We start from the raw sequence: 12,922 nt of genomic DNA on the forward strand, positions 1-12,922 counted from the left end.
TTATGCTCGACGGATGATCGAGGCCCGTCATCTCCGTGTGCTGCGCGCCGTGGCCGCCACCGGCTCCTTCTCGGCGGCCGGGCGCGAGCTGGGCTGCACCCAGCCCGCCGTCAGCCAGCAGATGAAGGCCCTGGAGGCGTCCGTGGGCACGCCGCTGCTGGTCCGCAGCGGCCGCGAGACGCGGCTCACCCAGGCGGGCGAGGCCCTCGTGCGGCACGCGGTCGGGATCCTGTCCGGACTGACGGCCGCCGAGGAGGAGGTCGCCGCCATCGCGGGACTGCGCGCGGGCCGGGTCAGGCTGGTCTCCTTCCCCAGCGGCAGCTCCGCCCTCGTGCCCACCGCCCTCGCCGCGCTGCGCGCCGCCCACCCCGGCACCCGGGTCTCCCTGGAGGAGGCCGAACCGCCGCGCTCGGTCGAGCTGCTCCGGGAGGGCGACTGCGACATCGCCCTCGCCTTCCGCTACGAGCGCGCCACGGGCGACGGCTCCCCGGCCGGCTCCGCCGAGGGCGAATGGGACGACCTGGTCGTGCGCCCGTTGCTGACGGACCGCCTGGTCGCGCTCGTGCCCGAGCGGCACCGCCTCGCGCGCGTCGCCTCCGTCGCCATCGACGACCTCGCCGACGAGCCGTGGATCGCCGGCTGCCCGCGGTGCCGGGGCCAGTTGGTGCAGGTGTGCGAGCGCGCGGGGTTCACGCCCCGCATCGACTTCGCGACCGACGACTATCCGGCGGTGGTCGGCCTGGTGGGCGCCGGTCTCGGCGTCGCCGTCCTGCCCGGCCTCGCCGTCGAGTCGGTGCGGCCCCGCGGCGCCCGCGCGGTGGCGCTGGAACCGGCGGTGCGGCGGGAGATCGTCGCGCTCACCCTGCCGGACCTGGCCCACGTGCCGGCGGTGAAGGCCACGCTGGAGCAGCTGGGCCGCGCCGCCCTGCGCTGACAGCACGCGACGGAAGCCACGGCAGGGAAGCCACGGCAGGGAAGTCGCGGCAGGGAAGCCACGGCAGGGAAGTCGCGGCAGGGAAGCCCCGGCAGGGGAGCCACGGCACGGAAGCCGTGGCATGTGGGTCCACGGCATGCGGGGTCGCGGCGCGCGAAGCGGCGGTACGGAAAGCCCGGCACGGAAAAACGGAGGACACGCGCGTGTGCCCTCCGATTCGCCGGGTGCGCCCGGTTCCGGGTCGCGAACGGCCGGCTTTCCTCCGGTCGCTTTCGCAGAAACGTTCCTTCATGTGTTCGATGCGGTGTCTCCCGCGCCTGACGACGCCGACACCAGGCGGTTGCGCGCCCGCCCCATGAGCTCCTCGCGCTCGTCCTCGGTCAACCCGCCCCACACCCCGTACGGCTCGCGCACCGCCAGCGCGTGCGCAGCGCACTGCGCGCGGACCGGGCACCTCATGCAGACCTCCTTGGCCGAGTTCTCTCGAGCGCTCCGAGCCGCCCCGCGCTCACCCTCCGGATGGAAGAAGAGCGAACTGTCCACTCCGCGGCAGGCAGCCAGGAGCTGCCAGTCCCACAGATCCGCGTTCGGTCCGGGAAGGCGGGAGAAATCTGCCATTGCGTGACCCCTTGTAGCCGTTCTGAGCGGATACGGTGCCCACGACCGTACAACTACGATCTAAGGAGATGAAAATATGACTCATTGCGAATCTAGCCTCAGACACCAGCAAAAGGGAAGAAATGGGGCTGAATGGGGCACCGGTTGTGATGAAAGCTTGAGGGTCCGTGTGGCTGACTCCTCTGTGTCCGGCCCCTCACGTAGAGTGCCGAAGAATGCACGCGGCCCCGTAACTCTTTCGAGTGACCGTCGTTGAGAGTGCGGTGGCGGTTGGAAACACAGAACGCTCGGGCAGGCGTCCGAGACGGTCGACCGCACAGGTGACGATTCGTACCAGCCTGGAGGCACAAGGTGACGCGCATCAGCTGCGGAGGGCGGCCATGACATCCGTCCTCGTCTGCGACGACTCCCCGCTTGCCCGAGAGGCGCTTCGCCGCGCGGTCGCGACCGTGCCCGGCGTCGAGCGCGTGACGACGGCGGCCAACGGCGAGGAGGTGCTCCGCCGCTGGGGCGCCGACCGCTCGGACCTGATTCTGATGGACGTGCGCATGCCCGGCCTGGGCGGCGTCGAGACCGTACGGCGGCTGCTGTCCGCCGACCCCGGGGCGCGCATCATCATGCTGACCGTCGCCGAGGACCTCGACGGCGTCGCCCTCGCGGTCGCCGCCGGCGCCCGGGGCTATCTGCACAAGGACGCCTCGCGTGCGGAGCTGCGCGCGACCGTTACCCAGGCCCTCGCCGACCCGACCTGGCGGCTCGCCCCGCGCCGGCTGCGGTCGGCCGAGATGGGCGCGGCGCCCACGCTCACCGCGCGGGAGATCCAGGTGCTCGAAGGCATGAGCCACGGCCGCTCCAACGCGGAGATCGGCCGTGAGCTGTTCCTCTCCGAGGACACGGTCAAGACGCACGCCCGACGGCTGTTCAAGAAGCTCGGCGCCTCGGACCGGGCGCACGCGGTGGCGCTCGGATTCCGCTGGGGACTCGTCCGCTAGGACGCACCGGGCGCAGGAGCCGTCGGCCGTGCCGTCGCCCGCGGCCCCGGAGTGTTCCGGGGCGGGGCGGGCCTGGGCCGTCCGGCGGATCGCACCGGTTCGGGGTGACATCGGTCATTGATCGAGGAGAGCGGGCTCATGGGCGAACCTCCCTGCTCAGAGGCGGTTCCCGGGCCCGCCGAAAGCTCCCGGCTGCACACGGCGGACGGGAGCGGCGCCGGGTCCCGGCGGGCGCCCGCTGCTCGTTTCGCCGCGGATGCCGCATCCTTGAGGTGTGGAGTTCCTCGGGGACGAGTCGGTCGAGCGGAAGGGGAGGGCGCAGGGGATGAGTGCCGGCGCACCTGCTCATAACGCTTCGGTGCACAACGACGGGCACGGTGCCGCGGCCGGTCCGGCCGCAGTGCACCATGGACCGATGCGCGACGACGAGGCGGTCACTGCCGTGGGGACGATCGGAGGCCTCGTCCATCGCGCTGTGGACGGCGACGAGCAGGCCACCCACGACCTGCTGGCCCACGTCCACCCGCTCGCGCTGCGCTACTGCCGCACCCGGCTGTCCCGGCTTCCCGGCGACGCCCGTCACTTCGTGGAGGACCTCGCCCAGGAGGTCTGCGTCGCGGTCCTGCTGGCCCTGCCCCGCTACCGGGACACCGGCAGGCCCTTCGAGGCCTTCGTCTTCGCCATCGCCGCCCACAAGGTCGCCGACCTGCAACGGGCCGCGATGCGCCATCCGGGCTCGACGGCGGTCCCGTCCGACGAGATGCCCGAACGGCCCGACGACTCGCTCGGCCCCGAGGAGCGCGCCCTCCTGAGCAGCGACGCCGAATGGGCGAAGAAGCTCATGGCCAACCTGCCCGAGAACCAGCGCGAACTGCTCCTGCTGCGCATCGCGGTGGGGCTCACCGCCGAGGAGACCGGCCAGATGTTGGGAATGTCACCCGGAGCGGTCCGCGTGGCCCAGCACCGGGCCCTCAGCAGACTGCGGGCGCTCGCCGAGCAGTGACGCATCCCGTGGCCGCGCCCGTGGGCGCGTCCGCTGAACGGCCCGGCCGCCGCTCCCGTACGAACATACGAAGCCCGCGCTCACACGCGACCGTGGAATTCGGGCGGTGCGCTTCCCGTTAGCATGGACATCCGCACCGATCAAGGCCATTTGGGGAAGGTGTCATGACTGCCAACGTCGACGGAGTGCCCGCCAAATTCGCGACCCTCGGGCTCACCTACGACGACGTGCTGCTGCTGCCGGGCGCATCCGAGGTGCTCCCCAACGCGGTCGACACCTCGTCCCGCATCTCCCGCAACGTCCGGGTCAACATCCCGCTGCTGTCGGCGGCGATGGACAAGGTGACCGAGTCCCGCATGGCCATCGCGATGGCCCGCCAGGGCGGCGTCGGCGTGCTGCACCGCAACCTGTCCGTCGAGGACCAGGTCAACCAGGTCGACCTCGTGAAGCGCTCCGAGTCCGGCATGGTCACCGACCCGATCACGGTGCACCCCGACGCGACGCTGGCCGAGGCCGACGCCCTGTGCGCCAAGTTCCGCATCAGCGGTGTGCCGGTCACCGACGGCGGCGGCAAGCTGCTCGGCATCGTCACCAACCGCGACATGGCGTTCGAGACCGACCGTTCGCGCCAGGTGCGCGAGGTCATGACGCCGATGCCGCTGGTCACCGGCAAGGTGGGCATCTCCGGCGTCGAGGCCATGGAGCTGCTGCGCCGCCACAAGATCGAGAAGCTTCCCCTGGTCGACGAGGCGGGCGCCCTCAAGGGCCTCATCACGGTCAAGGACTTCGTCAAGGCCGAGAAGTACCCCCTGGCCGCCAAGGACGCCGAGGGCCGGCTGCTCGTCGGCGCGGCCGTCGGCGCCAGCCCCGAGGCGCTGGAGCGCGCCCAGGCCCTCGCCGAGGCCGGCGTGGACTTCCTGGTCGTCGACACCTCGCACGGCCACAACAGCAACGCCCTCAGCTGGATGTCGAAGATCAAGTCGAGTGTGCGGGTCGACGTGATCGGCGGCAACGTCGCCACCCGTGACGGCGCCCAGGCCCTGATCGACGCCGGCGTGGACGGCATCAAGGTCGGCGTCGGGCCCGGCTCGATCTGCACCACGCGCGTGGTCGCCGGCATCGGCGTCCCGCAGGTCACCGCCATCTACGAGGCCTCCCTCGCGGCCCGTCCGGCAGGCATCCCGCTGATCGGCGACGGCGGCCTCCAGTACTCCGGCGACATCGGCAAGGCGCTCGCCGCCGGCGCCGACACGGTGATGCTGGGCAGCCTCCTCGCGGGCTGCGAGGAGTCGCCGGGCGAGTTGCAGTTCATCAACGGCAAGCAGTTCAAGTCGTACCGGGGCATGGGCTCGCTGGGCGCCATGCAGTCGCGCGGCCAGGCCAGGTCGTACTCCAAGGACCGCTACTTCCAGGCGGAGGTCGCGGCCGACGACAAGCTCGTGCCCGAGGGCATCGAGGGCCAGGTGCCCTACCGCGGCCCGCTCGGCAACGTCCTGCACCAGCTCGTCGGCGGTCTGCGCCAGACCATGGGCTACGTGGGCGCCGCCACCATCCAGGAGATGGAGAGCAAGGGCCGCTTCGTGCGGATCACCTCCGCCGGTCTCAAGGAGAGCCACCCGCACGACATCCAGATGACGGTCGAGGCGCCGAACTACAGCAGCAAGTAGTCGTCGCGCGCGTTCCGCGCGCGTGGGGCACCGCGACGAGGGCGGTCCCGGGGGTATCCGGGGCCGCTCTCGTCGTACCCGTCGGCGATACTGGATGACGCCGAACGCATCAGGGAAAGGCCACAAACGTGACTGAGATCGAGATCGGGCGCGGCAAGCGCGGCCGCCGGGCGTACGCCTTCGACGACATCGCCGTCGTCCCCAGCCGCCGTACGCGGGACCCGAAGGAGGTCTCGATCGCCTGGCAGATCGACGCCTACCGCTTCGAGCTGCCCTTCCTGGCCGCTCCCATGGACTCCATCGTCTCCCCGGCCACCGCGATCCGCATCGGCGAGCTGGGCGGCCTGGGCGTACTGAACCTCGAAGGCCTGTGGACCCGCCACGAGGACCCGGAGCCGCTGCTCGACGAGATCGTCGGCCTGCCCGTGGAGGCGGCCACCCGGCGCCTCCAGGAGATCTACGCGGCCCCCATCAAGGAGGAGCTGATCGGGCAGCGCATCAAGGAGGTGCGCGACTCGGGCGTGGTCACCGCCGCCGCGCTCTCCCCGCAGCGCACGGCCCAGTTCTCCAAGGCCGTCGTCGACGCGGGCGTGGACATCTTCGTCATCCGCGGCACGACCGTCTCGGCGGAGCACGTGTCCGGCTCGCACGAGCCGCTGAACCTGAAGCAGTTCATCTACGAGCTCGACGTCCCGGTGATCGTCGGCGGCTGCGCCACCTACACCGCGGCCCTGCACCTGATGCGCACGGGCGCGGCGGGCGTCCTCGTCGGCTTCGGCGGCGGCGCGGCGCACACCACGCGCAACGTGCTGGGCATCCAGGTCCCGATGGCGACGGCCGTCGCCGACGTGGCTGCGGCCCGCCGCGACTACATGGACGAGTCCGGCGGCCGGTACGTGCACGTGATCGCGGACGGCGGCGTCGGCTGGTCGGGCGACCTGCCCAAGGCGATCGCCTGCGGCGCCGACTCGGTGATGATGGGCTCCCCGCTGGCCCGCGCGACCGACGCGCCCGGACGCGGCCACCACTGGGGCATGGAGGCCGTCAACGAGGAGCTGCCGCGCGGCAAGAAGGTCGACCTCGGCACGGTCGGCACCATCGAGGAGGTCCTCGCGGGCCCCTCGCACACGCCCGACGGCTCGATGAACTTCTTCGGCGCCCTGCGCCGCGCCATGGCCACCACCGGCTACAGCGAGCTGAAGGAGTTCCAGCGCGTGGAGGTCACGGTGGCGGACTCGGTCCACCGCCGCTGACCCCCGGCGACCCGTACGACCGTGGAAGGGGCCGGTTCCTCACCCGAGTGAGGCGCCGGCCCCTTCCGCGTGCCCGGACCGGGCGGACGGCCGGGGCGTGTGACGTGGTCCGTGTGACGTGGTTCGTCGTGACGTGGTTCGTGGGGCGCGCGGTCCGCCTCCTCACCGGAGCGGATCCGGTCCGGTCAGGGGGCGCGGAGCCCCTGTGCGCCCCCGGTTCACAGCCGGTGCGCCGCCCCGGTGGGAGTCGCTCCCCGCGTGTCCAGGAGGAGCTGCGCCTTCACCGACAGGCCCTGGAGGTCGTACGTGCGGTGCTGCTGGAGGAGGATCGTGAGGTCGGCGTCGGCGGCGGCCTCGTAGAGGGAGTCGGCGCGGGGCACGGGGCGGTCCAGGACGCTCCAGGACGGGACGTGCGGGTCGTTGTAGCTGACGGCCGCGCCCAGCTCCATCAGGCGGGTCGCGATCTCGCGGGCCGGGGTGTTCTGCTGGTCGGCGAGGTCGGGCTTGTAGGTGACGCCGAGCAGCAGCACGCGCGCGCCCCGGGCCGATTTGCCGTGCTCGTTGAGGAGGGCGGCGGCCCGCTGGACGACGTAGCGGGGCATGCGGCTGTTGACCTGCTGGGCGAGTTCGACCATGCGCAGGGGGCTGCCGGGGTGGCCGGTGCGGTCCAGGGCGACGGAGTGGCCGCCGACGCCGGGGCCGGGGCGGAAGGCCTCGAAGCCGAAGGGCTTGGTCTCGGCGCAGCGGACGACGTCCCAGAGGTCGACGCCCAGGTCGTGGCAGAGGACGGCCATCTCGTTGACGAGGGCGATGTTGACGTGCCGGAAGTTGGTCTCCAGGAGCTGCACCGTCTCGGCTTCGCGCAGGCCACGCGCGCGTACGACCTTGTCGGTCAGCCGGCTGTAGAAGGCGGCGGCGGACTCGGTGCAGGCGGGGGTGAGCCCGCCGATGACCTTCGGGGTGTTCGCCGGGGTGAAGGCGCGGCTGCCGGGGTCGACCCGGCTGGGGGAGTAGGCGAGGTGGAAGTCGCGTCCCGCGCGCAGCCCGGACGTCTCCTCCAGCAGCGGCCGCAGGAAGTCCTCCGTGGCCCCGGGCTGCACGGGGGACTCCAGGATCACGGTGGTGTGCGGGCGCAGGTGCCCGGCGAGGGTGCGGGCCGCCGCCTCCACCTGGCCGAGGTCGAGTCCGCCGTCCGCGCCGCGTGGGGTGGGCGCGCAGATGACGGCGGTCCGTACCCGTCCCAGCTCGGCCGGGTTGGTGGCGGGCCGGAAACCCCCCGAGAGCATCCGGCGCAGTTCGGCGGGGCTGAGGGAGCCGGCTTCGGGACCGGTGCGGTAGCCGAGGGTGGGGATGCCGGCGGCGACGGCCGCCTGGGCCAGGGGCAGGCCGAGCGGGCCGAGTCCGATGACGGCGAGATCTGCGGGCATGGCGTATGCCGTCCTTCCCAATAACCGAGGTGGGACAGGTGCGCAAGCCCGGTGGACAGGATGGGCGAGCGCAATGTCAGACTAGGAGTAAATATGACCGTTATGCGGGATTGATCGGTTGTGTTGGGTCGCCCGTGTCGGTCGACGCTGCCTCCCGGTCGCCGTGTCGCGGGGGCCCGGGCCCCGCACGGGGTGTCCAGGCCCGCGCCCGTGCCTCCCCGAGCCTCCGGGCGTACTCAGGGGCGCCGGGGCGTCCGGGTCCCGCGAGTCCCGCGCGGTCCGCGAGTCCCGCGAAGTTGTCCACAGGCTGTGGGCTGTGGTGGCTGATCTCGGGCATCAAGGTCAGAATTTGGGCATGAGGGATAGGAACCGGGTCGCGCCCTGACAGGGTGCGGCCGGCGCGACGGACAGCGGGAGGCAGCGGTGAGGACAGCGACACTGGGGCCGGCACAACGAGCGGAGTCACTGGCGGCCATGGCCGAGCGCGAACTGGACGTGCTGGTCGTGGGCAGCGGCGTGGTCGGCGCGGGCACCGCCCTGGACGCCGTGACGCGCGGCCTGTCCACCGGGCTGGTCGAGGCGCGCGACTGGGCGTCCGGCACGTCGAGCAGGTCGAGCAAACTCATCCATGGCGGTCTGCGCTATCTGGAGATGCTGGACTTCGCCCTGGTGCGCGAGGCGCTCAAGGAACGCGGCCTGCTGCTGGAGCGGCTCGCCCCGCACCTCGTCAAGCCCGTGCCCTTCCTGTATCCGCTCCAGCACAAGGGCTGGGAACGGCTGTACGCGGGATCGGGCGTCGCGCTCTACGACGCGATGTCCATGGCCCGCGGGCACGGCAGGGGCCTGCCGACGCACCGTCACCTGAGCCGCCGCCACGCCCTGCGCGTGGCCCCGGCCTTGAAGAAGGACGCGCTGGTCGGCGCGCTCCAGTACTACGACGCGCAGATGGACGACGCCCGCTTCGTCACCACCCTGGTGCGCACCGCGGTGTCCTACGGGGCCAAGGCGGCCAACGGCGCGCGCGTGACCGGCTTTCTGCGCGAGGGCGAGAGGGTCGTCGGTGCACGGGTGCAGGACGTCGAGGGAGGCGGGGAGTACGAGGTCCGCGCCCGGCAGATCGTCAACGCCACCGGCGTGTGGACCGACGACACCCAGGCGATGGTCGGCGAGCGCGGCCAGTTCCACGTGCGCGCCTCCAAGGGCATCCACCTCGTCGTCCCCCGGGACCGCATCAGCTCCTCCACGGGGCTCATCCTGCGCACCGAGAAGTCGGTGCTGTTCGTGATCCCGTGGGGCCGGCACTGGATCGTCGGCACGACCGACACAGATTGGGACCTCGACAAGGCCCACCCGGCGGCCTCCAGCGCCGACATCGACTACCTCCTCGAGCATGTGAACTCGGTGCTCGCGGTGCCGCTGACCAGGGACGACGTCGAAGGCGTGTACGCGGGCCTGCGGCCGCTGCTGGCCGGTGAGTCCGACGCCACCAGCAAGCTCTCCCGCGAGCACACCGTCGCGCACCCGGTGCCCGGCCTGGTCGTCGTGGCGGGCGGCAAGTACACGACGTACCGGGTGATGGCGAAGGACGCCGTCGACGAGGCGGTCCGCGGGCTCGACCAGCGGGTGGCCGACTGCGTCACGGAGGACGTGCCGCTGCTGGGCGCGGAGGGCTACCGGGCGCTGTGGAACGCGCGGGCGCGGATCGCGGCCCGGACGGGCCTGCACGTGGTGCGGGTCGAGCATCTGCTCAACCGGTTCGGGTCGATGGCGGAGGAGGTGCTGCAACTCGTCGTGGACGACCCGTCGCTGGGCGAGCCGCTCCAGTACGCCGACGACTATCTGCGCGCCGAGATCGTCTACGCCGCCTCGCACGAGGGCGCACGGCACCTGGACGACGTGCTCACCCGCCGTACGCGCATCTCCATCGAGACGTTCGACCGCGGCGCCCGCAGCGCCCGCGAGGCCGCCGAACTGATGGCACCGGTCCTCGGCTGGGACAAGGCGCGGATCGAACGCGAGGTCGAGCACTACGAGAAGCGGGTGGAGGCCGAGCGCGAGTCCCAGCGCCAGCCCGACGACCTGACGGCGGACGCGGCCCGGCTGGGAGCCCCGGACATCGTGCCGCTCTGACGGCCTCCCACCCCACGCCACCCCACCCCACGCCACCCCACCCCACGCCACCCCACTCCACTCCACCCCGCTCCACCCCACCCCGCTCCACCCCCCCGCCCCACGCCCCGGCGGGCCCCTTCCCGGGATCGACGGCGGCCTGTGCGGGCGGCGTCGGGTCTCAATGCCGTTCCGGTCTCGGACCGACCTCGGAACCCGTGCGACCGCGTCGGGATTCCGCCCCGGGCGTTTCACTCGAACGGGTGTGGCGCAACGGGATCTCCGTTCGGGTCCGGGGCGTTGTACGGGGTGCGAGGACGGAACTCGGCGGCGGGCAGGGCCGGTTCGGGGCCGGGTGCCGTCGTCGCCGTCGGGTCCGCCGGGAGCGGGAGGACGCCCGGCCGCCCGGCACGGCGGTGCGGGGCGGGCCGGATTCTCCTTCCCCGTCGCGCCCTTCGACCGGAGCGCGGTGCACCTTCTGGCCGGAATGCGTCACCCGCGGGGTGTGTCGGGGAGGCGATGAGGGGCACCCTGGGCGTCGGGCACTTGTCGGGTGAGGGACAATGGAGGCTCTGTCAGGGCGGGTTGCATGAGGGGACGCATGTCGGAGGCGGAGCGGGCGGGAACACCCCGTCAGGACAAGAGCGCACGTCTCCTCGCCGGGCGGTACCGGCTGGGAGACGTACTCGGCCGCGGCGGCATGGGGACGGTGTGGCGCGCCGAGGACGAGACCCTCGGACGCACGGTCGCCGTCAAGGAGCTGCGGTTCCCGGGGAACATCGACGAGGACGAGAAGCGCCGGCTGATCACACGGACCCTGCGCGAGGCCAAGGCCATCGCGCGGATCCGCAACAACAGCGCGGTGACGGTCTTCGACGTGGTCGAGGAGGACGACCGGCCGTGGATCGTGATGGAGCTCGTCGAGGGCAAGTCGCTCGCCGAGGTCATCCGCGAGGACGGCGTGCTGAAGCCGAAGCGTGCGGCGGAGGTCGGGCTGGCGATCCTCGACGTGCTGCGCTCGGCGCACCGTGAGGGCATCCTGCACCGGGACGTGAAGCCGTCGAACGTGCTGATCGCGGAGGACGGCCGGGTCGTGCTGACCGACTTCGGCATCGCCCAGGTGGAGGGCGACCCGTCGATCACTTCCACCGGCATGCTCGTCGGGGCGCCCTCGTACATCTCCCCGGAGCGGGCCCGCGGGCACAAGCCCGGTCCGGCGGCCGACCTGTGGTCGCTCGGCGGTCTGCTGTACGCGTCGGTCGAGGGTTCGCCGCCCTACGACAAGGGCTCCGCCATCGCCACGCTCACGGCGGTGATGACCGAGCAGCTGGAGGAGCCGAAGAACGCGGGCCCGCTCAGGGACGTCATCTACGGCCTGCTCACCAAGGATCCCGAGCGCCGGCTCGACGACGCGGGCGCGCGGGCGATGCTCAACGCCGTGCTCCACGCGCCCGAGCCCGGTCACGCCGAGCCGGCCGACGCGACGAAGGTCGTGCCGCTGCCCGCGCAGCCCGACGAGGGCGCGGGCAAGGGGAGTCCGGCGGCCGAGGCGGGCGAGAAGCTGCGCGGGGCGTTCCGGTCCGTGCGCAAGGCCGCCGTCGCCGCCGGGGCGGCCACCTCGGCGGCCGCCTCCCGTGCCAAGCCCGCGGGCGGATCCGGCGCCTCCCGTTCGGTGAGCGCGGGCGAGGCGCGCACGGGCGGTGCGGTCCGCGGGTCAGGATCCGTCGCCCCGCCCGCCCCACCGGCCCCGCCCGCCGTCCCGACCGGGGCGGCCTCGGCGGCGAGGCCGGCGTCGGGATCCACGGCCTCCTCCGCGGCCTCCTCCGCGTCCGTGCCGGCGGCCCGCTCCGGAAACGGCGCGAGCGCCGTCTCCGCCTCGCGGTCCGGTGCGGGTTCCGCAGTGGGCTCGGGCGCCGGTTCCGGTGCGGGAGCGCAGGGCGGTGGCGCCGGGCGGAGTTCGGGGTGGCCCGTCATGACGCCGCCCGACCTGCCGCCGCGCCCCGTGCCGCGGGCGCCGCTGACCGACGTGGTGCCCCGGCGGACCTTGGTGATCATCGCGGCGGTGGTGCTTCTCGCAGTGCTCGGCACCGTGCTGGCGCTCACGCTCGGCGGTGACGACGACAAGGCGAGCGGCTCGAAGGGCGGCGGCGCGACGGTCGCCGGCGGGAGCCCGAGCGCCGGCACCAAGGAGGACGAGAGCGGCGGGACGCGCACGGACGGATCGCCGTCGCACTCCTCCACCGCGTCCGGCTCCTCCACGGCGTCCGGCTCCTCCTCCGGCGGCGCCTCGTCGGCCGGCGGCGCCGGGTCCGCGGCCACCGCCGGCGCGGACAAGCCGGTGACGACGCACAAGGGCGCCCAGGGCTACTACTCGATCGGGCTGCCCGCGGGATGGAAGTTCACGACCCAGTCCGAGGCGGGCGACCGCTTCACCGGCCCCGACGGGCAGAAGCTGCTCATCGCCTGGACGACCACGCCCAAGGACGACCCGGTCGCCGACTGGAACAACCAGGCGCGCTACATGGTGCGCTCGCACTACAAGAAGATCCGCATAGCGAAGGTGGACTACCGCGGCTGGAACACGGCCGACTGGGAGTTCACCTACAGGGACGGCGGCACGGCCTACCGCACCGTCGACCGCGGGTTCGTCGTGAACGACGGGCTCGGCTACGCGCTGATGTACACGGCGAAGTCCGCCGCGTGGGACACGGCTCTGCGCGAGACCACGTGGAAGACGCTCGCCGCCACCTTCACGCCGAAGAAGTGACCGTCGCCGGACGGCGGGGTTCCGGGTTCCTGGTTCGGGGCGAGATCCTGCATCCCCTCTTTGCGGGTTGCCTCCGGCACGTATCGTGAGTGGCTGCGGACCGTACGCATCCGGCTATCCGGCCGGATTCGACCGCAACGGGCCGCAGGACG

At 72.6% G+C, this 12,922-nt stretch carries 9 protein-coding genes; 7 read left to right on the forward strand and 2 right to left on the reverse strand.

Going from position 1 to position 12,922, the window contains the following annotated elements; genetic code table 11:
* The first annotated feature begins 13 nt into the window (after positions 1 to 13).
* Positions 14 to 934 (forward strand): LysR family transcriptional regulator, encoded by a 921-nt coding sequence (locus tag OG802_RS21530; RefSeq protein WP_329412787.1) that lies wholly within the window; start codon positions 14 to 16, stop codon positions 932 to 934.
* 288 nt (positions 935 to 1,222) lie between these two features.
* Here OG802_RS21530 and OG802_RS21535 read toward each other — a convergent pair whose 3' ends face one another.
* Positions 1,223 to 1,552, reverse strand: a complete 330-nt coding sequence (locus OG802_RS21535) for a WhiB family transcriptional regulator (protein ID WP_200727482.1) — start codon at positions 1,550 to 1,552, stop codon at positions 1,223 to 1,225.
* A 380-nt stretch (positions 1,553 to 1,932) separates the two neighbouring features.
* Here OG802_RS21535 and OG802_RS21540 point away from each other — a divergent pair, with 380 nt between their 5' ends.
* From OG802_RS21540 to OG802_RS21555, 4 genes are all read left to right on the forward strand, one after another.
* Positions 1,933 to 2,544: a response regulator transcription factor gene (locus OG802_RS21540; RefSeq protein ID WP_003948568.1), complete on the forward strand. Its 612-nt coding sequence runs from the start codon at positions 1,933 to 1,935 to the stop codon at positions 2,542 to 2,544.
* Positions 2,545 to 2,959: 415 nt separating this feature from the next.
* On the forward strand, positions 2,960 to 3,547 hold the full coding sequence (locus tag OG802_RS21545; protein ID WP_329412790.1) for a sigma-70 family RNA polymerase sigma factor: 588 nt from the start codon (positions 2,960 to 2,962) through the stop codon (positions 3,545 to 3,547).
* A 164-nt stretch (positions 3,548 to 3,711) separates the two neighbouring features.
* The gene (gene guaB, locus OG802_RS21550) at positions 3,712 to 5,214 is read left to right on the forward strand and encodes an IMP dehydrogenase (protein ID WP_329412792.1); all 1,503 of its coding nucleotides are present in this window, start codon (positions 3,712 to 3,714) and stop codon (positions 5,212 to 5,214) included.
* Positions 5,215 to 5,342: 128 nt separating this feature from the next.
* Positions 5,343 to 6,467 carry a GuaB3 family IMP dehydrogenase-related protein gene (locus OG802_RS21555; protein ID WP_329412793.1) on the forward strand — a complete coding sequence of 375 codons (1,125 nt, stop codon included), beginning with the start codon at positions 5,343 to 5,345 and terminating at the stop codon, positions 6,465 to 6,467.
* A 218-nt stretch (positions 6,468 to 6,685) separates the two neighbouring features.
* Here OG802_RS21555 and OG802_RS21560 read toward each other — a convergent pair whose 3' ends face one another.
* A complete protein-coding gene (locus OG802_RS21560; protein WP_329412795.1) occupies positions 6,686 to 7,894 on the reverse strand; it encodes a nucleotide sugar dehydrogenase in 1,209 nt (402 codons plus the stop codon).
* 423 nt (positions 7,895 to 8,317) lie between these two features.
* On the opposite strand from OG802_RS21560, the gene OG802_RS21565 reads away from it, so the two are divergent.
* Together OG802_RS21565 and OG802_RS21570 are read left to right on the forward strand one after the other, a co-directional pair.
* A complete protein-coding gene (locus OG802_RS21565; RefSeq protein WP_329412796.1) occupies positions 8,318 to 10,024 on the forward strand; it encodes a glycerol-3-phosphate dehydrogenase/oxidase in 1,707 nt (568 codons plus the stop codon).
* Positions 10,025 to 10,604: 580 nt separating this feature from the next.
* Entirely contained in the window at positions 10,605 to 12,770 is a 2,166-nt protein-coding gene (locus OG802_RS21570; RefSeq protein WP_329412798.1) for a serine/threonine-protein kinase, read from the forward strand.
* The last annotated feature ends 152 nt before the right edge of the window (positions 12,771 to 12,922 follow it).

Origin of the sequence: Streptomyces sp. NBC_00704 (genome assembly GCF_036226605.1) — a bacterium.
Taxonomy (GTDB): Bacteria; Actinomycetota; Actinomycetes; order Streptomycetales; family Streptomycetaceae; genus Streptomyces.